Source organism: Maritimimonas sp. 2210JD6-3 (assembly GCF_056591795.1).
In genome coordinates this window covers 36791-59632 of the sequence record NZ_JBWQOJ010000004.1, presented here as the reverse complement: position 1 = coordinate 59632, position 22842 = coordinate 36791, and the positions used below count along the sequence as shown (strand labels likewise).

At 33.4% G+C, this 22842-nt stretch carries 23 protein-coding genes; 7 read left to right on the top strand and 16 right to left on the bottom strand.

Features of this window, described 5'->3' with window-relative positions:
- Window positions 1-29 precede the first annotated feature (29 nt).
- The 8 genes from AC1EUY_RS03460 to mraZ are packed head-to-tail and all read right to left on the bottom strand — an operon-like array spanning window position 30 to window position 8940.
- Window positions 30-1232, bottom strand: a complete 1203-nt coding sequence (locus tag AC1EUY_RS03460; RefSeq protein ID WP_480194105.1) for an FtsW/RodA/SpoVE family cell cycle protein — start codon at window positions 1230-1232, stop codon at window positions 30-32.
- Entirely contained in the window at window positions 1233-2564 is a 1332-nt protein-coding gene (gene murD / locus AC1EUY_RS03455; protein WP_480194104.1) for a UDP-N-acetylmuramoyl-L-alanine--D-glutamate ligase, read from the bottom strand.
- A complete protein-coding gene (mraY, locus tag AC1EUY_RS03450; RefSeq protein WP_480194103.1) occupies window positions 2565-3800 on the bottom strand; it encodes a phospho-N-acetylmuramoyl-pentapeptide-transferase in 1236 nt (411 codons plus the stop codon).
- A 13-nt stretch (window positions 3801-3813) separates the two neighbouring features.
- The gene (locus tag AC1EUY_RS03445) at window positions 3814-5277 is read right to left on the bottom strand and encodes a UDP-N-acetylmuramoyl-L-alanyl-D-glutamate--2,6-diaminopimelate ligase (protein WP_480194102.1); all 1464 of its coding nucleotides are present in this window, start codon (window positions 5275-5277) and stop codon (window positions 3814-3816) included.
- A 1-nt stretch (window position 5278) separates the two neighbouring features.
- A complete protein-coding gene (locus AC1EUY_RS03440) occupies window positions 5279-7258 on the bottom strand; it encodes a penicillin-binding protein (RefSeq protein ID WP_480194101.1) in 1980 nt (659 codons plus the stop codon).
- Window positions 7259-7265: 7 nt separating this feature from the next.
- Window positions 7266-7577, bottom strand: a complete 312-nt coding sequence (locus AC1EUY_RS03435) for an FtsL-like putative cell division protein (RefSeq protein WP_480194100.1) — start codon at window positions 7575-7577, stop codon at window positions 7266-7268.
- A 9-nt stretch (window positions 7578-7586) separates the two neighbouring features.
- On the bottom strand, window positions 7587-8480 hold the full coding sequence (rsmH, locus tag AC1EUY_RS03430; protein ID WP_480194165.1) for a 16S rRNA (cytosine(1402)-N(4))-methyltransferase RsmH: 894 nt from the start codon (window positions 8478-8480) through the stop codon (window positions 7587-7589).
- The gene (gene mraZ / locus AC1EUY_RS03425) at window positions 8467-8940 is read right to left on the bottom strand and encodes a division/cell wall cluster transcriptional repressor MraZ (RefSeq protein WP_480194099.1); all 474 of its coding nucleotides are present in this window, start codon (window positions 8938-8940) and stop codon (window positions 8467-8469) included. Before mraZ ends, rsmH begins: the two co-directional genes overlap by 14 nt.
- A gap of 236 nt (window positions 8941-9176) precedes the next feature.
- Here mraZ and AC1EUY_RS03420 point away from each other — a divergent pair, with 236 nt between their 5' ends.
- The 7 genes from AC1EUY_RS03420 (at window position 9177) to katG (ending at window position 15949) form a co-directional block, all read left to right on the top strand.
- On the top strand, window positions 9177-9941 hold the full coding sequence (locus AC1EUY_RS03420; RefSeq protein WP_480194098.1) for an alpha/beta fold hydrolase: 765 nt from the start codon (window positions 9177-9179) through the stop codon (window positions 9939-9941).
- A 4-nt stretch (window positions 9942-9945) separates the two neighbouring features.
- Window positions 9946-10545, top strand: a complete 600-nt coding sequence (gene yihA / locus AC1EUY_RS03415) for a ribosome biogenesis GTP-binding protein YihA/YsxC (RefSeq protein WP_480194097.1) — start codon at window positions 9946-9948, stop codon at window positions 10543-10545.
- Window positions 10546-10547: 2 nt separating this feature from the next.
- Window positions 10548-11234 (top strand): RluA family pseudouridine synthase, encoded by a 687-nt coding sequence (locus tag AC1EUY_RS03410; RefSeq protein WP_480194096.1) that lies wholly within the window; start codon window positions 10548-10550, stop codon window positions 11232-11234.
- 40 nt (window positions 11235-11274) lie between these two features.
- Window positions 11275-11802: a DUF4252 domain-containing protein gene (locus AC1EUY_RS03405; protein ID WP_480194095.1), complete on the top strand. Its 528-nt coding sequence runs from the start codon at window positions 11275-11277 to the stop codon at window positions 11800-11802.
- Window positions 11802-12842, top strand: coding sequence for an alkane 1-monooxygenase (locus tag AC1EUY_RS03400; protein ID WP_480194094.1), 1041 nt, complete (start codon window positions 11802-11804; stop codon window positions 12840-12842). The genes AC1EUY_RS03405 and AC1EUY_RS03400 overlap by 1 nt, the downstream gene beginning before the upstream one ends.
- A gap of 9 nt (window positions 12843-12851) precedes the next feature.
- Window positions 12852-13586: a nitroreductase family protein gene (locus AC1EUY_RS03395; RefSeq protein ID WP_480194093.1), complete on the top strand. Its 735-nt coding sequence runs from the start codon at window positions 12852-12854 to the stop codon at window positions 13584-13586.
- A 140-nt stretch (window positions 13587-13726) separates the two neighbouring features.
- Window positions 13727-15949 carry a catalase/peroxidase HPI gene (katG, locus tag AC1EUY_RS03390; protein WP_480194092.1) on the top strand — a complete coding sequence of 741 codons (2223 nt, stop codon included), beginning with the start codon at window positions 13727-13729 and terminating at the stop codon, window positions 15947-15949.
- Between the two features lie 65 nt (window positions 15950-16014).
- Here katG and AC1EUY_RS03385 read toward each other — a convergent pair whose 3' ends face one another.
- The 8 genes from AC1EUY_RS03385 to AC1EUY_RS03350 form a co-directional block, all read right to left on the bottom strand.
- Complete coding sequence (locus AC1EUY_RS03385) at window positions 16015-16767, bottom strand: class I SAM-dependent methyltransferase (RefSeq protein WP_480194091.1); 753 nt, start codon at window positions 16765-16767, stop codon at window positions 16015-16017.
- Window positions 16768-17074: 307 nt separating this feature from the next.
- Window positions 17075-17500: a hypothetical protein gene (locus AC1EUY_RS03380; RefSeq protein WP_480194090.1), complete on the bottom strand. Its 426-nt coding sequence runs from the start codon at window positions 17498-17500 to the stop codon at window positions 17075-17077.
- 186 nt (window positions 17501-17686) lie between these two features.
- Window positions 17687-18745, bottom strand: coding sequence for a bifunctional transcriptional activator/DNA repair enzyme AdaA (locus AC1EUY_RS03375; protein ID WP_480194089.1), 1059 nt, complete (start codon window positions 18743-18745; stop codon window positions 17687-17689).
- A gap of 1 nt (window position 18746) precedes the next feature.
- Window positions 18747-19505 carry an isocitrate lyase/PEP mutase family protein gene (locus AC1EUY_RS03370; protein WP_480194088.1) on the bottom strand — a complete coding sequence of 253 codons (759 nt, stop codon included), beginning with the start codon at window positions 19503-19505 and terminating at the stop codon, window positions 18747-18749.
- 127 nt (window positions 19506-19632) lie between these two features.
- Window positions 19633-19869 carry a hypothetical protein gene (locus tag AC1EUY_RS03365; RefSeq protein WP_480194087.1) on the bottom strand — a complete coding sequence of 79 codons (237 nt, stop codon included), beginning with the start codon at window positions 19867-19869 and terminating at the stop codon, window positions 19633-19635.
- Window positions 19870-20107: 238 nt separating this feature from the next.
- Window positions 20108-20998, bottom strand: a complete 891-nt coding sequence (locus AC1EUY_RS03360) for a mechanosensitive ion channel family protein (RefSeq protein ID WP_480194086.1) — start codon at window positions 20996-20998, stop codon at window positions 20108-20110.
- Between the two features lie 8 nt (window positions 20999-21006).
- The gene (locus AC1EUY_RS03355) at window positions 21007-22287 is read right to left on the bottom strand and encodes an APC family permease (RefSeq protein WP_480194085.1); all 1281 of its coding nucleotides are present in this window, start codon (window positions 22285-22287) and stop codon (window positions 21007-21009) included.
- 45 nt (window positions 22288-22332) lie between these two features.
- Window positions 22333-22827 (bottom strand): hypothetical protein, encoded by a 495-nt coding sequence (locus tag AC1EUY_RS03350; RefSeq protein WP_480194084.1) that lies wholly within the window; start codon window positions 22825-22827, stop codon window positions 22333-22335.
- Window positions 22828-22842 lie beyond the last annotated feature (15 nt).

Here is a 22842-nt window from a genome sequence, read left to right as displayed (position 1 = left end):
ATTTATAATTCAGAATAAAAATTCTTAGTTTAACCTATCGCTTCACGCAGTACATCAAGCGGGTTTTCTTCTTTATTTTTTTTATTGACAACTATATCTTCTTCTCTTGCTACACTAACACTTAAAATAATTCCTATGGCAAAACAAGTCATCCAAATAGAGGTTCCTCCTGCACTCATAAGAGGAAGAGGCTGACCCGTTACAGGAAATAATCCTACTGCCACTGCCATATTTATAAATGCCTGAAAGACAATAGGCACTCCTACACCCAACACCAAAAGGGTTCCAAAAATGCTTTCTATTTTTGTAGCTACAATTACAATTCTAAAAAGCAATCCTAAATAAAGGATCAATAAAAAAAGTGCTCCTATGAGCCCATACTCTTCAACAATTACAGCATAAATAAAATCTGAAGAAGATTGTGGTAAAAAATTCTTTTGTACACTTTTACCTGGTCCTTTTCCTTGTATTTCACCAGAAGCAATTGCCACTTTCGCTTTTTCGGCTTGATAATTTGCTTCAGCATCTGGTTTAGAAAAATTTTCGATTCTATTTACCCAAGTATTGATTCGTGTATTCTTAAACGTATCTGGAAACGCTTTTGCAGTTAAAATGAATAGTGCAAAAACCAAAACGCCAATTCCGACTATGGATGCTAAATATTTTATTGGATATCCACCTAAAAAGGTTAGTGTTAGAATCATTGTAAAAATAATAGCTGTAGTAGAAAAGTTAGCGGGTAGTATTAACATAAGTATCAACCCTACTGGCAACCACAATTGCCAAATACTTTCTTTAAAAGTGATTTGCTTTTCTTTATTTCTTGCGAGATATCTCGCAACATACATCATAATCACAACTCCTGCCAACGTAGAAGTTTGAAAGCCTATTCCTACAAACGGAATGCGTATCCATCGACTTGCATTCACACCGCTTATAGTTTGCCCTTGAAATAAGGTATAGATAAGCAATACCACAACAACAGGAATCAATAAAACCGATAGACCACTAAAATATCTGTACGGTATTCTATGCGTTGCATATATGATTATAAAACCTAGCAATAATAGCATAGCATGTTTTAGCAAATGACCGAACGTTGTACCATTTTCGACCACATACACCAAATTGGTACTGGCACTATATACCGGGAGAAAGGAAAATATAGCTAATAGTGCCACAATAGCCCAAATGGTTTTATCACCTTTAATATTTTGAAATAATGTTGGCATTTACAACTCTCTCACCGCTTGTTTAAATTGACGTCCTCTATCTTCATAATTCTCAAATAAATCAAAACTTGCGCAAGCTGGAGATAATAATACTGCATCTCCTTTATTTGATAACTTATACGCAACTTTTACTGCTTCTTCTGCCCCTTGAGTATCTATAATCATATCAATTACATTCCCAAAAGCTTCATGTATCTTGCGATTATCTACTCCTAAACAAATAATTGCTTTTACCTTTTCATGTACCAATGGTAGTAATTCTGAATAATCATTACCTTTATCTACACCGCCAACAATCCAAATAGTATCTGTTTTCATGCTCTCTAAAGCATAATAGGTCGCATTTACATTGGTAGCCTTTGAATCGTTGATATACTGAACTCCGTTTATTTTTAACACGGGTTCTAAACGATGTTCTACACTTTCGAAATTTTCTAAACTTTCACGAAGTGTTTCATTTCTTACATTTAATAATGTAGCTGCTAAAGCCGAAGCCATTGCATTTTTAGTGTTGTGTTTTCCTTGTAAAGCAAGTGTTGCTATTCCCATTGTAAATTTGTTTGACTTAGTTTGTATTATTATCTTTTCATTCTCTATATACGCACCTTTATCAAGCTTTTTTGTTATTGAAAAAGGCAGTAATTGCGCATTTGTTTTATTACTTTTTAACCAGTGTATTATCGCTTTATCATCAGCATCGAAAATCAGATAATCACTTTCAGTTTGGTTCATTGTGATTCTAAATTTTGCAGCGATATATTTATCATACTCATAATCATAGCGATCTAAATGATCAGGTGATATATTTGTTATGATTGCTATATGCGGAGCAAAATCAACAATACCATCTAACTGAAAACTACTTAGCTCAAGCACAAAATTTTCTCGATCATTTTCTGCTACTTGTAATGCAAAGCTGTCACCAATGTTTCCTGCTATACCCACATCTAATCCTCCATTTTTTAGTACGTGATGTGTTAACATTGTAGTGGTAGTTTTACCATTACTACCCGTAATACCTATAATTTTTGCCTTGGTAAATTTGCTAGCAAACTCTATTTCTGAGATTACAGAAATGCCTTTTGCAACAAGATTCTGTATTAACTGCACCTTATCTGGAATTCCAGGGCTCTTCATTACGACATCAGCATCTAAAATTTTTGAAACAGTATGCTTACCCTCTTCAAAAGCAATATCATTTTGTAAAAGAACTTCTCTGTATTTTTTTGCAATTGTCCCTTTATCAGAAACAAAAACTTCATACCCTTTTTGTTTTGCCAACATTGCCGTACCAACACCACTTTCTCCTCCACCTAAAACAGCAATCTTCATTTATCTCACTTTTAATGTGATAATAGATAGTACGGCTAGCATAATTCCTATAATCCAAAATCTGGCTACAATCTTACTTTCGTGATATCCCTTCTTTTGGAAATGATGATGCAACGGCGACATTAAAAAAATGCGCCTACCCTCACCGTATTTCTTTCGTGTGTATTTGAAATAACTTACTTGCATCATTACCGAAAGTGTTTCTGCAAAAAAGATTCCTGCTAGAATTGGCAATAGAAATTCTTTTCTTACAGCAATAGCCAGCACTGCTATAATACCTCCAATCGTTAAGCTACCTGTGTCACCCATAAATACCTGAGCGGGATATGTGTTGTACCATAAGAAACCTATTAGTCCTCCAACGAATGCGCTTATAAAAACCGTCATTTCACCAGAATTAGGTATGTACATTACATTGAGGTAATTAGCAAAAATGATATTACCAGATATCCATGCGAAAATTCCTAATGCGAGTACTATTATCGCAGACGAACCTGCAGCCAAACCATCAATACCATCGGTAAGGTTAGCTCCATTAGATGTACCTGTTATAATAAAAACTACTATGATTATGAATAAGATCCAGCCATATTGTTTTGCTCCTTCACCCAACCAACTTACTAAATCTTCATAGTTGAATTCATTATTTTTTACAAATGGAATTGTTGTTTTTAATGACTTATGTGCTTTTTCAAACAACTCTGAAGTATTGGTAGTTTGTAATTCTGTTTGCACTCCTACCGGTAACTGCTTTTTTTCTTTTACGGTAACATTTGGTGAAAAATAGAGCATGCTCCCCACAAAAATCCCTAAGCCCACTTGACCTAATATTTTAAAGCGTCCTTTTAAACCTTCTTTATCTTTTTTAAAGACTTTGATATAATCATCTATAAATCCGATAAGACCCATCCATAAAGTGGAAACCACTAATATGATAATGTATATATTATCTAGTTTAGCTACTAGTAGTACAGGAATCAGCGTTGCAAGAATTATGATAACCCCCCCCATGGTTGGTGTACCTGCTTTTTCTTTTTGCCCAGCTAAACCTAGGTCCCTAACTGATTCTCCTATTTGAAGTCTGCGCAGTTTATCAATAATTCTGCGACCGAAAATGGTAGAAATGAGAATTGAAAAAACAAAAGCTAGCGCAGATCTAAATGAGATGTACTGAAATAATCCGGCTCCGGCTAGCTCATATTGTTTCTCCAAAAATTCAAATAAATAATATAACATTAGGTTCGTATTCTTATTTTTCTAGTTGCTTTAAAATTTCTTTTACAATAGCATAATCGTCAAAATTATTTTTTTTCCCATTTATCTCCTGATAGGTTTCATGTCCCTTACCTGCAATCAATAAAATATCTCCAGTCTCTGCTAGACTACTAGCAGTCTTAATCGCTTGCCTTCTATCAACTATAGAAATGGTTTTCTTTACATTTTGTGGTTCTACACCTTTTTCCATATCCTCAATGATCATTTGGGGATCTTCGGTTCTGGGATTGTCTGATGTGAAAATTGTTTGATTTGAAAGTTCTGAAGCGATATGTGCCATTTTAGGCCGTTTGGTTTTGTCTCTATCGCCTCCGCAACCTACTACAGTAATAACTTTTTCGTTATGCGTTCTAATACTATTAATAGTCTCAAGTACATTCTTCAGAGCATCTGGTGTATGTGCATAATCAACAATAGCTGTTATGCCATTATCAGAAACTAAATACTGAAAACGCCCACTCACACTTTCTAACTCACTTAATAAGCGTAAGTTTTCGATCTCCTCAATTCCTAAAAGATCAGCTGTAGCATAAATCGCCAATAAATTATAAGCATTAAAATTTCCTATGAGTCTTGTCCAAACTTCATTATTATTAATACTAAGTAATAATCCGTTAAGCTGATTTTCTAAAATTTTAGCTTTATAATCAGCCATCGTTTTTAATGCGTAGGTATATTGCTTCGCAGGTGTATTCTGAAGCATTACACCTCCGTTTTTATCATCAATATTCACTACTGCAAAAGCCGTTTTGGGCAAATCATCAAAAAATTGCTTCTTTACATCGCGATATTCGGCGAATGAATTATGGTAATCTAAATGATCATGTGAAAGGTTGGTAAAAATTCCTCCTGCAAATTCTAAAGCTGTAGATCGTTTCTGAGCAATACCATGAGAGCTAACCTCCATAAAACAATAGTCAACTTCATTATGAACCATTTTATCTAGATACCTATTAATAGTTACAGAATCTGGAGTGGTGTGTGTAGCCTGAAACTCTTGATCGTTTATTAAAATTTTCACCGTCGATAATAAACCTACTTTATAGCCCGCTTTTTTAAATAGATTGTATAACAATGTTGCAATGGTAGTCTTACCATTCGTACCTGTAATACCTATAAGTTTTAATTTTCGTGAAGGATTTTCATAGAAATTGGCAGCCATGTATGCTAGAGCTTCATTAGTATCATTCACTAATACATACGTGACTTCGGGCACTCTATTTTTTGGCATCACCGAACAAATCACCGAACAAGCTCCCTTAGCAATAACATCATCTATATATTTATGCCCATCTGATACCGTTCCTTTAATAGCTACAAAAAGGGTATCGTTAACAACTTTTCTTGAGTCAAATTCAATTGATTTTACAAACGTATCTGTACTACCATACACCTCTTCGATGGCTACTTTATACAATATGTCTTTTAGTTGCTTCAACTTAACTTAGACTTAGTTTTATAATTGATCCTTTTTCTATTTTTTCACCTGCCTTTACAGATTGCCTCTTAACTTTTCCTGTTCCCTCAGAGTTTACTCTAAAACCTAAATTTTCTAACAAGGCAATTGCATCCATACCCACCATGTTCTTAAGATTCGGTACCGCAACCGTCTCTTTTCTTAATTGCTCATTGTATTTTTTGAAATCTTTTTTTACAGTAGCATAATTGAAGTCAGATTTTTTAATTTCATCTAGCAGTGGAGTTTCTGTGTATATTTTCTTTGCAATTTTTTTAAACACTGGTGCAGCTACTACATTACCATAGTATCCAATTTTTTTATTTGGTTTATGAATGACTACTATACAAGAATATTTAGGGTTATCAGCAGGAAAATATCCTACGAAAGAGGATATGTATTGTGTGCTCCCTGTCCAATACTCGGTTTGACAAGTACCCGTTTTACCTGCCATTGAATAATTTTTATCATAGATATTGGTAGCCGTCCCTCTTTTTACCACATTCTCCATCATAACCTTCACTTTACTGATAGATTCTTGAGAACATACTTGAGGGTTAATTATCTCTTTATCGAATTTTTCAATAACCTTATCTTGCGCCCTGACCTCTTTAATAAACCTTGGCATTACCATTTCACCATTATTCGCAATAGCATTATAAAAAGCAAGTGTCTGTAATGGTGTTATATGAACACCATATCCATGGGTCATCCAAGCTAATGAAGTTCCATACCAATGGTTTTTATCTTCAGGATTTGGTAAAAGCGGTACTCCTTCACCTTTTATGGGTACGTTTAATTTATCACCAACACCCATCTTGCGAAGACCTGCTATGAATTTCTTAGGATTATTTCGATAGTTCTCTTCGATAATTTTTACTAAACCTACATTCGAAGACACCTCAAAAGCACGCGCAACAGATACTTTACCATACCCACCTTTGCGAGAATCACGCACTACACGATCATAAATTTTCAGTGTACCATTTTCTGTATCTACCACAGCACCCGTATCAATTACTTTATCTTCTAAAGCAACCAACAAACTCATTAGCTTAAATGTTGATCCTGGTTCATGTGATTCACCTACCGCATGGTTTAAGCGTTCATAATATTTACCTTCTTTATTTCGACCTAGATTTGATATCGCTTTTACCTCGCCAGTTTTGGTTTCCATAACTACCACAGTGCCGTGATCTGCGTTGTATTTTTCTAATTGTTCTAATAAAGCATGATGTGCTATATCTTGTATATTAAGGTCAATCGTCGTATAGATATCTTTACCGTCTATGGGTTCAATTTCATTGTTGTTATTTAAAGGTTTCCATTGTCCTTTTGCAATTTTTTGTTTGAGTCTTTTCCCATTTTTACCTTTTAAATACTTTCGAAAATTCCCCTCAATACCTACACGACCTCGATAATCGTCATATCCTACATATCGTTCCGCTATTTTACCTATAGGATGCTCTCTCACCGTACGTTGCTCTGCAATAAGTCCACCTTTGTAAGTACCTAATTTGAATATTGGAAATGACTTAACATGCTGATATTGGTTATAATCGAGGTTACGCGTAATAAACAGATATCTGTTCTTAACTTTTCGCGCCTTTCTAATTTTTGACTCCCAAGCACCAGCAGTACTTCCTAACATTATCGAAAGCTCTTTGCTCAACCCTTTTATACCTTCCTCAAAATTTTTATCGTTTACTGAAACTGCATCCATTCGAATATCAAATCGCGACATAGATGCTGCTAATAAACTTCCGTCTGACGTATAAATATTACCTCTATTGGCAGGTATTTCGAAATTCTTTACGGTAGCTTGCTCAGCTTGATCTCTATAAAAATCACCTTTAAAAAATTGAATATCAACAAGTTTATAGGTTATCGCTGCAGCAAACAAGAACATAAAAACTGTAAGCAGATATAATTTATTTAGTATGTTCTTTTTTTGTGTCACCACTATTTAGTTAATTTTTTACAATGATTTTTTGCGGTGGATTATCAGAAATAAACAATCCTTTTTCTTTTAATTTCTTTGTAATCGAAGACTCCATTTTTAGTCTCATTAGCTCAGATCTTGTCGCCATAAATTCTGAGCGCAACTCTTGATTTAGTTTGTTTAGTTTAGCAATCTTTTGAACTTTATTATCGATGCTGTGCGAGCTGGCAATCATTATGAGTGCTAGAAAAGCAAGGAAGATGAGAAAGCTCCAGTTTTTTGGTGCATCTTTATCAACTAAGAATTTACCTTTTAGTAAATCGTATAATTTTTGCTTCACTTTTGTTACTTATAGTTTTGTTGCTATTCTAAGTTTCGCACTTCGCGCTCTATTATTTTCTTTTATTTCTTGCTGTGTTGGAGTAATTAATTTTCCTTTTTTAAAAGGAACCGAAATATTTCCGTAAAAATCCTTTTCAGGCTCACCTTCAAATAATCCATTTCGCATAAATCGCTTCACCAATCGATCTTCTAATGAATGATATGAGATCACACTCAACTTCCCTCCTGGCCTCAACAGTTCTTTTGCCTGTTGTAAAAATTCTTTCAATACTTCTAACTCCTCATTAACTTCAATTCTAATCGCTTGAAAAATTTGCGCTAAAATCTTATGCTCTTTACTTTTCGGAAGGAATCTTTGCAACACTTCCTTTAACTGAAAACTAGATCTTATTGATTGATTCATTCTCGCTTCAACTATTTGCTTTGCTATAGCTCTAGAGTTTCTTAACTCACCATACAGAAAGAGAATAGAACTCAATTTTTCTTCATCGTATTTATTAATAATATCATAGGCAGAAATTTCATTTTGCTGATTCATCCTCATATCTAACTCAGCATCAAACCGAGTTGAAAACCCGCGTTCTGCAACATCAAACTGATGTGAAGAAACTCCTAGATCAGCCAAAATTCCATCTACCTCTTTTACCCCATAAAACCTAAGAAACCTATTAAGGTATCTGAAGTTTTCATTGATAAGTGTAAAACGCTCATCATCGATGGTATTTTCTACAGCATCTTCATCCTGATCGAATGCAAACAGACGACCGTTTTCACTTAGATGCTTTAAGATTTCACGAGAATGACCTCCACCACCAAACGTTACATCTACATAAACTCCATCAGGATCAATTTCTAAACCTTCAACACTTTCAAAGAGCAAAACCGGATTATGATAATTCATCATCCATTATATTATCACCACCCATCACCTCTTCTGCTAATTCTGCAAAATCTACGGCAGCTTCGTCGATTGCTTTTTCATATCGCTGCTTATCCCATATCTCTATAATATTCACCGCAGAAGACAAAACCACTCCTTTAGAAATACCCGAGAATGAGTGCAAATCTTTAGGTATTAAAAGTCTTCCTGAATTGTCGAGTTCTACCATTTTTACACCCGCCGTAAATCGACGTATGAAGTCATTATTTTTCTTCACAAACCTGTTGAGCTTATTTACCTTTTGCATTAATTGACTCCATTCACGCATCGGATATAATTCTAAACAAGGCTGAAAAACAGCGCGCTTTAGCACAAAACCTTCTTGTAAAACCGTAGTCAACTGCTTTTTTATCGGAGATGGCAACAACAAACGCCCTTTTACGTCTGCTTTACATTCATATGTACCGATTAGATTTACCACTTAACCACTTTTTATCAAGGATTTAATGACAAATATACAGATTTTTACCACTTTTTACCATATTTTACCACTTTGTTGATAACTTTTAAAATCAGAAAATATTGTACTGATTTACAGTTTTTTAAACAGTCTTGAACAACGCTAGAAAGAAATCAAATGGATAAATCTGAGGAAAAAGTGTATTTTGTATCAAATTGGTTACATTTGTATTTAGCCAAAAAACCTAAACATATTTAATGGGCAACAACTACAAGAAAGAAGGAAAATTCAACTACCTAGAAGCTGGAGAAGGAAGGCCAATTATTATCCTTCATGGTTTAATGGGTAATCTTAGTAATTTTGATGGCGTATTTGACTATTTTTCTGAGAAAGGATATAAAGTATTAATGCCAGAATTACCCATTTATTCGCTTCCTGTTTTAAAAACCAACGTAAAGAGTTTAGCTAAATTCATAAAGAAATTTACTGTTCATAAAAACCTAGAAGATTATATACTTTTAGGCAACTCTTTAGGAGGTCATATTGCCTTATATTATACCAAAAATTACCCCGAGAAAGTAGCAGGTATCGTACTTACTGGCAGCTCTGGGTTGTATGAAAATTCTATGGGTGAAAGCTATCCTAAAAGAGGTGATTATGAGTACATAAAGAAAAAAACAGAAGACGTTTTTTACGACTCGAAAATTGCTACAAAAGAAATTATTGATGATGTTTATGAATCGGTGAATGATAGAAATAAATTAATTCGAACGCTATCAATCGCCAAAAGTGCTATTCGTCATAATATGGCAAACGATCTGCCTGACATGAAAATGCCTGTAGGTTTAATTTGGGGGAAAAATGACACTGTTACGCCACCAGAAGTGGCTGAAGAGTTTCATAAATTACTACCAAATTCTTCTTTGTATTGGATCGAAAAATGCGGTCATGCTCCCATGATGGAACACCCAAATTCGTTCAACAAGTTGTTAGAAGATTGGCTGAATAAAGAGCAACTTTAAAGTTATGAAAATTAATTCGGCAAAATTCATCATAAGCAATACGAATGTTGCTAAATGCCCTAGTGAACCATTGCCAGAATATGCTTTTATAGGAAGATCTAATGTAGGTAAGTCTTCATTAATTAACATGTTGGTCAATAATAAAAACCTAGCGAAGACATCAGGCAAGCCTGGTAAAACGCAACTCATTAACCATTTCAAAATTAATGATAACTGGTTTTTAGTTGACTTACCTGGTTATGGCTATGCAAAGGTTTCAAAAACGCAACGCGCTAAATTTCAAAAATTCATCACTGATTATTTCTTAAAACGCAAACAACTCACTTGCTCTTTTGTTTTAGTAGATTCAAGACATGCGCCTCAAAAAATAGATCTTGATTTTATGCAATTTCTTGGCGAAAAAGGTATTCCGTTTTGTATCGTATTTACAAAAACTGATAAGCTAAAGCCTTCGCAACTCAATAAAAATATTAGTGATTACCAAAAAGAGATGCTAAAAGTTTGGTCAGCAATGCCGCAATATTTTATCACCTCAGCATCCACAAAAGTGGGACGAGATGAATTATTAGGTTTTATTGATGATGTCAATCAAGATTTTAAATAAAAATGCCCTCTTCGTTAGCAAATCTTGATGTACTCTTTGAAGATAATCACCTTATTATTATCAATAAAAAGGTAGGTGATATTACTCAAGGAGATAAAACCGGTGACACTCCTTTAAGTGATATTGTTAAAGCTTATATTAAAAAAAAATATGACAAACTTGGTAATGTTTTTTTAGGTGTTGTACATCGTTTAGACAGACCAACGAGTGGTATTATCATTTTTGCGCGTACATCGAAAGCATTAGAACGACTGAACAAAATGTTACGAGAGAAAAAGATAAAAAAAACCTATTGGGCAGTGGTTAAAAATAAACCCCCGAAAATCGCTGATACCTTAATTAATTTTTTAAAGAAGAATCACAAAAATAATAAATCTACAGCTTATAAAAAAGAAACCGAAGGTAGTAAAAAAGCAATACTTTATTATAATCTTATTAGACAATTAGATCATTATTATCTATTAGAAATTGATCTCGAAACTGGGCGCCATCATCAAATAAGAACTCAGTTATCAGCCATAGGTTCACCTATAAAAGGAGATCTAAAATATGGATTTAACCGAAGTAATAAAGATGGTGGTATTCATTTACATGCTAGAAAAATTGAATTTGAACATCCGGTTTCTAAAGAAACCATAAAATTAGAAGCGCCATTGCCACAAGACCCAATTTGGGATAGTTGTATATGAATGATTCTTATTTTTCGTAGTTTTATATCAAATATTTAAAATGAAAAAAATAGCTTTTCTTTTAGTTGTCGTAGTATTATTTTCCTGTGGAAGCTATAACTCTATTAATAGCTTTTATAACCAACATAAAAATGATGCAAATGTAACCGCAGTCAGAGTGCCTCAATTTATGTTAAGTTTGTTACGCAACGCAACGCCAGAAATGAACAGTTTTATGGGCAATGTTCGCGATATTCGCTTTATACAATTACAACCAAAAAATGATGTAGAAAACAGCACTATAAATGCTCAAATTAATAATTTAACTACAAATAGTTTTGTGGAAGTATTTAGAAAAAACGAAGATCCAATCCGCACATTAATTAGTGTTCGAGAAAATAAAGATGTGGTAAAAGAGATAATAGTTTATAAAACAGCTCCTAAAAGTAGTTCTGTGTTTTATATGAACGGAAATTTTGACCCGAACCGTGTTCGTAACTATGCTAAAGATGGTAACTTTGATACACTTTCGAATACTTTAATGCGACAATACAATATTGTACCACCAACATCAAAAGCTGAAGATTAATGCTCAAACGAATAAAATACTTTTTGGTTTATATACTACCTATTTTAGCATATGTATCTTTTACCTCAAAAGGCTGGCTCACTTTTTTACCCATGTTATTGGTTTTCGTACTAGTGCCTTTTATCGAATTATTTTTAAAAGCTGATAGTCGCAATTTTGATAAAGAAACCGCTAAACTTGAAAAAAATAACAAGCTCTACAGCTTTATTTTATATCTTTCTGTACCTGCACAATTAGCCATGTTATTTTTATTTTTTGAAAGTATTCAAGAAACTGGATTAACTACATTAGAATATGTAGGACGCATTAGTGCCATGGGCATATTATGCGGAATTATAGGTATTAATGTGGGACATGAATTGGGGCATCGCTTACATAGAACTGATCAATTCTTTGGAGAACTCTTATTATTAACCTCACTAAACACACATTTTCTACCGTATCATAATGGTGGTCATCATTTTAATGTAGCGACTCCTAAGGATGCTGCTACCGCGAGAAAAAATGAACCCCTGTATATTTTTTGGATTCGTTCACATTTTTCAAGTTATGTCGAAGCATGGCAACTAGAAAATAAGCGAATGAAAGAAAGTGGTAAACCACCCTTTTCATTACACAACCGAATGGTTGTATATACTTTAGCCAATAGTATAGTACTTGTTTCTATTTATGCTTTCTATACTTGGTTGGTTTTAGGTGCCTTTCTTATTGCCGCTGTTTTTGGCATCTTACTACTAGAAACCGTTAATTATATTGAGCATTATGGTCTGCTTCGTAAACAAAATGAGCAAGGTCGTTATGAGCGTGTAAAACACACACATTCTTGGAATTCTGATCATATTATTGGTAAATTATTCTTATTTAACTTATCGCGCCATTCAGATCATCATTATAATGGCAGTAAGCCGTATCAAGTATTAAAATCGTTACCTGAAAGTCCGCAGATGCCAACTGGCTATCCTGGCATGATGTTACTATCGTTAATTCCACCTTTATGGTTTAAATTTATGAATCCTAGAGTTGCTCAATTCAACTCATAAATTGTATATATGACCCAAGAAAAGTCAGTTGCAGAAGCGGTAAAATACCGTCGTTCTGTTCGTATTTTTAACGCTGAAAAACCTATTGATTCACGAAAAGTAAAACAATGTATTGAACAAGCTGTATTAGCACCGAATAGTAGTAATATGCAGTTGTGGGAGTTTTATCACATTACTTCCAATGACATGATTGCTGAATTGGCGCCTTATTGTTTTGATCAAAATGCAGCAAAAACAGCTCAAGAATTAGTTGTGGTTGTAGTTCGTAAAGATCTTTGGCGTAAACGTGCTAAGGCAAACCTAGAATTTGTAAATAATGCTTACCAAGGCATCGATGATCAGAGAATGCTAAAAAGAAAAAAAGGGATTACGACCTATTATAGTAAAGCCATTCCATTTGCTTATGCTGAATTCTTGGGCATCTTTGGTATTTTTAAATATCTTTTATCTATCATCATCGGTTTTTTTCGACCCATGTATCGAGAAGTAAGAAAATCTGATATGCGTATTGTAGCGCATAAGAGTGCCGGATTGGCGGCACAAACTTTCATGTTGAGTATGGCAGCTATAGGGTATGATACCTGCCCAATGGAAGGATCTGATACTTGGCGTGTGAAACGTGCCTTGAAATTACCTTTAAGAGCCGAAGTAAATATGATTATAGGTTGTGGTATCAGAACCGAAAAAGGTATATATGGGGATCGCTTTCGTATTCCTTTTGAAGAAGTCTATAGAAAAGTTTAATTTTTCATATTAGGACGACTTCACCATAAATGGTTTCTATTATCACATAAGTTTTATAAATTATACTCTGTAGCTTTGTACTTCATTATTCCATAAATTTGGTAAACAATTTTTCTACTAATATTTAAAAATAAGTAAATATGGAACATAACGAGCAACATGGTGAAGCTTGGGATATTAATGAATCAACTGCGCAATGCCCTTTTCTTAGCGGTACCCAAAAAAAGACGGCTGGTAGCGGTACTTCAAACCGTGATTGGTGGCCCAACGAACTTAAGTTAAACATTCTTCGCCAACATGGTAAAAGTTCTAATCCGTTTGATAAAGACTTTGACTATGCAAAAGCTTTTAAGAGCATTAATTATGCTGAATTAAAGCAAGATGTTATTGATGTAATGACCAATTCGCAAGACTGGTGGCCTGCAGATTATGGTCATTACGGTCCTTTTATGATACGCATGGCCTGGCACAGTGCTGGCACCTATCGTGTGGGTGATGGTCGTGGTGGTGGAGCCTCTGGTAATCAGCGATTTGCCCCTTTAAATAGCTGGCCAGATAATGGAAATTTAGATAAAGCTCGATTATTATTATGGCCCGTTAAAAAGAAATATGGAAGAAATGTTTCATGGGCAGATCTTATGATTCTCGCAGGTAATTGTGCGCTAGAATCTATGGGCTTTAAAACTTTTGGTTTTGCAGGAGGACGTGAAGATGTTTGGGAGCCAGAACAAGATGTATATTGGGGGTCTGAAACTGGGTGGTTAGACAATGATGAGCGCTATGACACAAGTGATGGCGACCTTGAAGGACACTTAGGAGCTGCACATATGGGATTGATCTATGTAAATCCAGAAGGACCTAATGGTGTTCCTGATCCTATAAAGTCGGCGCATGATATAAAAATTACATTTGGTAGAATGGCTATGAATGATGAGGAAACAGTAGCACTTGTAGCTGGCGGTCATACTTTTGGAAAAGCGCACGGCGCAGCCGACCCTGATAAATACGTTGGTCCTGAACCGCATGGTGCCACTATACAAGAAATGAGTACAGGTTGGAAAAACACTTATGAGTCTGGTGTTTTAGATGATACGATTACCAGTGGTCTAGAAGGTGCATGGACGCCCAACCCAACTCGATGGGATGATGAATACTTCGATGTATTATTGAATTATGATTGGGAATTAACAAAGAGCCCTGCTGGCGCCCATCAATGGACACCAACTGCTGCTTCAAATGCGAGAATGGCACCCAAAGCTGGTGATACAAATGGCAAGCAAGCCTTAATGATGTCAACAGCAGACATGGCTTTAAAAATGGATCCTACTTACTTAGAAATTTCTAAGCGTTTTCATAAAGATCATAAAGCCTTTGAAGATGCTTTTGCACGTGCATGGTATAAATTAACACATAGAGATATGGGGCCTATTGCTCGTTATTTAGGTCCAGAAGTACCAAAAGAAGAGCTAATTTGGCAAGATCCAATACCTAAAGTGGCCTATACACTAAGTAATGAAGATATTGCTTTGTTGAAAAAAATGATACTGGCTTCTGAGTTGACTATCTCGCAGTTAGTAACTACAGCGTGGGCTTCTGCATCTACTTATAGAGATTCCGATAAAAGAGGTGGTGCTAATGGTGCTCGTTTACGTTTAGAGCCGCAACGAAGTTGGGAAGTTAATAACCCCAATGAGTTAAAGAAGGTTTTAGCTGTTTTAGAGGCAATACAAAAAGATTTTAAAGGAGATGTTTCGATGGCTGACCTCATCGTATTAGGGGGTACTGCTGCCATTGAAGAAGCAGCCAGAAATGCAGGACATACTATTACAGTACCTTTTACACAAGGTCGAGGTGATGCTTCACAAGAGCAAACTGATTTGGAGTCTTTTGGTTATTTAGAACCTTTAGCTGATGGCTTTAGAAATTATATAAAAGCTGATCTTAATGTAAAAGCTGAAGATCTATTGGTTGATCGTGCAAATTTGATGTCACTATCTATACCTGAAATGACGGTACTGGTTGGTGGTTTACGTGTGTTAGGTGCTAATTATAATGGATCAAATCATGGGGTATTTACTGAAAATGTAGGGCACTTAACTAATGATTTCTTTACAAACTTATTGGATTTTGCCATTACTTGGAAAGCAGCATCACCAGAAGATAAAGAATTTATAGGAAGAGATCGTAGAACAGGCGCTATGAAATTCTCGGCAACGCGTGCTGACCTTATTTTTGGTTCAAATACAGAGCTAAGAGCTATTGCAGAAGTCTATGGTGCAAATGATGGGCAAGAAAAATTTGTTACTGATTTTGTAGCTGCATGGGTTAAAGTGATGGATGCAGATCGATTTGATTTGAAATAGTTTAAAATTATAATTTGAAAGGAAAAGGTGATCAAATGATCACCTTTTTTATTTCAATATACAGTTTATTGACATACAAATATTTGTTTTTCTGAAGTATCATTAAACGCTTCTTCTTCAAAACTTCCAAACTTATGAATAACAGTAAAACCAATATGTTCTAGATATGCATCTAGTTCTTGAGGATAGAAAAGTCTCATGTCTAAATTTTGAATCGAATCAAACATACCATTTATATAATAATACCATTCAATACGGTTAATTTGAGTATTATTTTCATATCGCATGAGTTGTTTTATCAATACTTCTCTGCCGTCACTAGTTGTATATTCAGCAATTTGTTTTTGTTCTTTTTCACCTTCCACAATTAATTGAATGTTCGGATTAAAGCAATCTAACAAAAATAACCCTCCTTCTTTAAGATGATTTTTAACAACAGTGAGTGCTTTAAATAGATCTTCATTTTTATATAAATGATGAATTGAGTTAAATGGAATAAAAATTAGGTCATATTTTTCTGATAAATCTAAGGTTCTCATATCAGCTTCAATAAAGGTAACATCTAGTCCTTCTTTCGAAGCCTTTTCTCTTGCTTGCTCGAGCATGGAAGGTGTATAATCTATCCCTGTGATATTATAACCTTCTTTTGCAATAGGTAGCGTTAATCTGCCTGTACCACAACAAAGTTCAAGTATCTGTGTTTCTTTATTCTTTGGTAACCACCGCTTATAGAATTGCAAATCATTTATATTGGTATTCATACCGTCATAAATATTCGCATCATAAATTAAATCGCCTACTTTATAATTACTATTCATATTATTTTTAATTGTATGTCTGTTTTATGTCATCAACATATTTTAAAGCGTCGTTCCAAATTTATTTCGGAATCTCATTATTCAATAATTCAAGTATTTACAATGAGAACCTCAAACAAGTTCAGGTTGACGAACACCTTTTATGACTCTTTACGGGTAATCAAAATATTTTTCTATTATAGTCACTAAAAAAACAATGAGTGATACTATCAAAAAAGCTATCCACAACTTATTAGAGCGTAATTAATTATGGTAAAGGGCACGAGTCACTTTCAATAAGTAGTAACTGATAGGTAATTAATAAGATTTAACAGCAGCTAAAATAAGTTACTATTTTATTTTCTTTTTTAGAAAAAGCTATTCTATTTCCGCTTTCTTCTCCGATTAAATAATAAAACCCAACTGCAGTAGAGTCTGATTTTATATCATTCCAATCTTTAAATTCAGAATATTCTTCATCATACTGCTCATTACTAGCAATAGCAGGACTAAAAAAATTATCATCTTTAAAAAATTCTTTTACTCTCTTTTTTATATATTCTATTTGCTTTTCTTTCGATTCATCATCATATAATTCGTAACCAATTAGATAATATGACGGAAATTCTTCTTTATAGATAAAATCTCCATTTGTATCAGTAATTTGAAACGTCATTTTACCGTCGAGAAGAGAATTACCAGTTATTATAATTTTAAAATTATCTTTTGTTTTAGGATTTGAAAAAGTGCACACAACGTTCAGTATAAGAAACGTAGGGCAGGTGATAAGCACTTTCGTTTCGGTTTGTTACTTAGCTAAATATAAATATTTTGCTTTTATCTTTTCTACTATAAACGCCAAATTTTATATTTAGCGGACTTTGTTAATATGTACAGACCTTTCGGTTTAGCACAAACGCCCTATGTTTTTTATACATTGTTATGTGCTGGCATTATTTAGTTCGTGTTCAATCAGCCATTTTTTTCTCTCAATTCCGCCACCATAGCCAGTCATTTTTCCATCTTTTCCAATTACTCTATGACAAGGTACAATTATAGAAATTCTATTATAACCATTTGCAGATGCAACTGCTCTAATTGCTTTTGGATTGTTGATTTTTTCTGCTTGCTTTTGATAGGTTGTCGTTGTTCCGTATTCTATTTGTTGTAAACAATTCCAAACTGAATTTTGAAAATCAGTTCCTGGTGTTTCAAGTTTTACATCAAATTTTTTTCTTGTACCCTCAAAGTATTCTTTAATCTCTTTCTTAATTTGTTTGATATGTTCGTTTTCGCCCGAAATAATATTAGCATTCAGTAATTTTTGCAAATCTTTAAATTCAGTTTCGAGCATTCTTCTGTCAACAAATTCTAATAAACATATTCCGTTATTCGTTGCGCAGACAAACATAGGTCCTAAAGGTGTTGTTAGTCTGTTTATGAGGATTATGTTTTTATCTTTAATTTGCTTTGGTGATTTACCTATAAGTTTTTTAAAAGTATAGCCAAAACCACTTAACGATTCGTAACTCGTGTCAAAAGCAGTATTTGTAGCATTCTTTCCTTTTTTCAATTCTTGAAAAGCATTGTTTATTCTATACATTCTTTGATATGCTTGAAAAGTCATACCATAATTATTTTGGAACCATCTACGCACAACCTCTGGACTAATTCCTTTCTGTCTTAATTGGAAGTCGGTTATTTTGTCTTTAGGGTTTTCTTTTACCAATATAATTGCTTTCTCAACTTGTTCAGGTGCTTGATTTGCATTTTCCGTTGGCTTACAGATTTTACAAGGTCTATATCCGTTATCCAAAGCCTCTTTAAATGAAGTGTAAAATTCTACATTTTTCAGTTTTGGTTTTCTTGCTCTACAAGTAGCAATACAAAAAACAGAAGTGGTTTTTACACCAACAAAGAAAATCCCAACAAAGCTCTGTTTTCTTTCTAACAGAGCTTGATAATAAGTTTCGATTTTGTTATTGTCTTTAATCAGCATTTTAAAATATAGACTTAAATGAATTTTGATTTAAAACAGTTTTTGTAGTTTCTTCAAATTTATCATACATTTTGTCGAAAAGGAAATTACCCATACTTATTCGTTTTACACCTAATTTTGTTAATGTCGCAAAATCTGGAAGGTTAGGCATACACATTACATTAATTGGTAAATTTGTTGAGTTTACAATTGTTTTAATATCATTTTCTTTCTCAATGCAAGGTGTGAAAATTCCATTTGCTCCAGCATTTTGATAAAGTTGAATTCTTTTTTTTGTTTCTTCAATTATGTTTTCTTGAAGCAGAATAAATGTATCGGTTCGTACATTTAAGAAAATATCAATATTTTCTTTTTCTAAATGTTCCTTTATTTCTGTTAGTGTCTTAGTAAATTCATTAGAGTCTAATAAAATTCTTTTCTTATTAATAACCACACTATCTTCAATATTAATACCAATAACTCCTAATTCTGCTAATCTTTTAATGTGATTAACGATTTCTATTGGTTTACGACTATATCCCGATTCCAAATCAACTGATAAAGGTAGATTTGTGTTTAGGGCAATCCGCTTTACGAAATATTCTAATTCAGAAAATTCCATTTCTTCGCCATCGTTATATCCTAAAATCGATGCAATTGCAGAACTCGAAGTTCCAATTGCTTGAAAGTTTAATTTTTCGCTTGTTTTGGTACTTGGTACGTCCCAAACATTTCCGATTAATAATGGTTTATTATGATTGTGTAAGTTTTTAAATTCCATCTTTTTATGTTTTGAAGCAAAGTAACGATGATGAAATTTAGTCAGCAACCGAAAATTAGACGAGTATTTTTTTCTGCTTGCACATAACTATAATATAAGTGTATTGCACTTATATTCTTTATGGTTTCTAAGTTGTAAAACTATCAATTTTTTTAGAAAGTAGTAGAGTCAACTTCTTTTTATTAAAAAATAGTTTGGTACAGGTAAAAGCTAACAGTATCCATAATTCTCTAGCCTCCAAAAAACCAATAGTAGTATTGTTAAAATAGCTACCTAGCCACAATAACATGGCTACAGCTCCAAAAATCAAGCCTACACTTACTGCTAAAAATGTAATGATTAGCGTTAAAAAAGAAGAAACCAATCTTGCCAGTGTTTTTATTTACGTTTCTATACCATGTTGTACTTAATGTTGTCGATACGTTTTACCTTTTAAGGTTAATTTTTAAATAGTATCAATACCTAAAAACTTAAAAAAGTGCATATAAGTATTGTACCGTTCTTTTAGTTTCTTCATCATGTTATAAATCTTGCTCTACAATCTTTTTAGCTGCTCTCAAAGATTCTAATAAAATTGATTTGACGCTTTGTTATCCATATTATTAAGATTTATCAGAAGTCATAATGGGCTTATCAAAAATATTAACACCTCCCTTGCCACCAAAGTCGAGTGTGGTAACTGCATACGCCAACGAAATGTCTTCTTGTTTGAATCGTTTTTTAATACGTGTAATAATTTCACTCATCGCATTTAAATAATCTTTTTGGTGCTTGAATTGTATCCAAAAGCGAAGTTCAAAATTATACGAGTAACTCCCTATTTCAGTAAAATAGAAATCTATTACTTCATTCTTTAAAACCGCTTCAATCTTATCAACTTCTTCTAAAGCTGATTGTTTTACCAAGTCTAAATCATCACCATATGACACACCACTTTTAAAGATCACTCTACGTTTACCAAAAGTTGAGTAATTTATAAATGTATTATTGTAAATTAATTGATTAGGAACAAACACTTCTTGCCCCGAAATGGTTTTTATAGAAGTTGTAATTGATCCTACCTCTTTAATTGTCCCAAAAACAGAATCTATTTCTACCCAATCACCTACTTTGAAGGGACGTTGTATGTTTAGTAAAAACCCTGCAAAACCGTTAGAAGCGATATCTTTAAAGGCAAAACCTGCTACAATACCAACAATACCAGCTCCCGCTAATAGTTTCGTTAATACACCTTCTAAACCAAGTACTTCAAGTGCTAAAAAAACTCCAGATAGTAAAAAGAAAGAATAAACAATAGTAGCAATAATTTTAACTGCTTCTGTTTTACTTTTAAACAGCCTAGCATAAAATTTAAGACTTAGTTTTTTTAAGAATTTTGCAATAAAATAAAAGGCAATTAGAATTAGTAATGCCAACAATATCTTAGGCAAATAATCGAAGGTAGCATCTTGCCATTTTTCTAATAATTTGTCTATATCTTTAAAATCATTCATGTAGAATATCACTTTTTATGTTCTGTTTTTTTATAAATATACTCAACTAAAAAACTAAAAGCTATAATACCTAAAGCTATGAAAACATCTTTTTTACTAACCGAGTAATGCTGAACTAATAATGCGATTATAGCTATAAAACATAAAACAAATCCTAAAAGCGGAATACTTCTTTTACCATTTATATCTTTATATAACTTATAACCCGTATAATTTACGATAGCAAATATGAGTAAGAAACCAACACTACCAGCAGTTGAAATACTTTCTAACTTTAAAGTATTTACTAAAACAATAGTTGCAACAGCAGTAATAAATAATCCTATGGGTTGACTCCATAACTTTCGAGTGAATTCACAAGGTAATTCGTCATCTTGAGCAATTTCGTAATTCACCTTACTTCCACCATAAAGTGACGCATTAATAGCTGAAAAAGTTGAAATAAGTGCTGCTATGGTTATAATTGTAAATCCAACTTTACCTAACATAGGTTTTGCGGCTTCAGCCAATACATAATCTTGAGCTGTAACTATGTCACTAAATGCTAAGGATCCTACTGTAACCATCGCAATAATAATGTATAAGATAATCACAAAAACAACCGACCAATAATACGCTCTAGGAATATTTTTTTCGGGATTCTCTATATCTGGAGCTGCGTTGGCAATCAATTCAAACCCTTCATAAGCCACAAAAATTACCATCCCAGCTGTTAATAATTTAAAAGGAGACTCCCAATATTCTGGTGATAATTGTTCTAAATGTGGATTACCAAATAATCCGTACACACCAACTATAATAAAACCTAGTAAAATTAGTAACTTTATAATTACCGCGTACGATTCTATTTTACCAACCACAGCAATACTATAATAATTAATCGCAGTACCTAAAATTACTATGGCCGTAGCATATATATGAGAATCGACAACCTTATTACTTGTTATTTGAAACAAATTCGGAGCATACGAACCAAATGCTGAAGCATATAAGGCCAGCATAATAATATAACTAAACCATAATAAGTTATTTATACCTCCACTAAATACACCGACACCAAAACCTTGGTTAATAAACTTCACGGTTCCACCTCTATCGGGGTATTTTAAAGAAAGTTTTACATAACTATAAGAAGTAATTAATGCAATAAGACCTGCGATTAAGAAAGAAACTGGAGTACCTCCTTTTGCTAATGCTGCTGCCAAACCCAACACAGCAAAAATACCACCACCAACCATGCCCCCAATACCAATTGACATTGCTTCTTTTAAACCAATTTTGTTTGCCATAAACTATTGAGTACTAATTACAATTTAAAATATAAAAAATCTTTACTATTTAGAACTTTTGAATTGTGTACTTAAATATACTTGTTTCCATGTACCATCTTTATAGTCACCAACTTTAAAGTTATATGTGTTATCATCAACATATTCCCACATATCGGTTACAAGCGAATCACCATATTTATATTGGTATACAATATTCTTCCCTTTATAAAAAACAACTCCTTCTGTTAATCCTCCAAAAACATCAAACTCCCAAAATTTAATTTTTTGAGACGCTTTATCAAACTGACGAATGCCATGATTTCTATGTCCTAACTTGGTTTGTTCTTTATCTATAAAACCAATTGAGTTTACAATAACCAGTGTGCTATCTAAAGAATAATTCATAGTTATTTCTTGTTTAAACTTGCTTCCATCACCCCAATTACCATCAGCTTTCCACGTTTTATCCATCAGGTTTTCAAAAATTGTTAATTCTGATTTCTGACTATATGCTATTACTGAGATTAGTAGCGCGATCTGTAATATTTTAGTTTTCACAATACTTTTCTATTA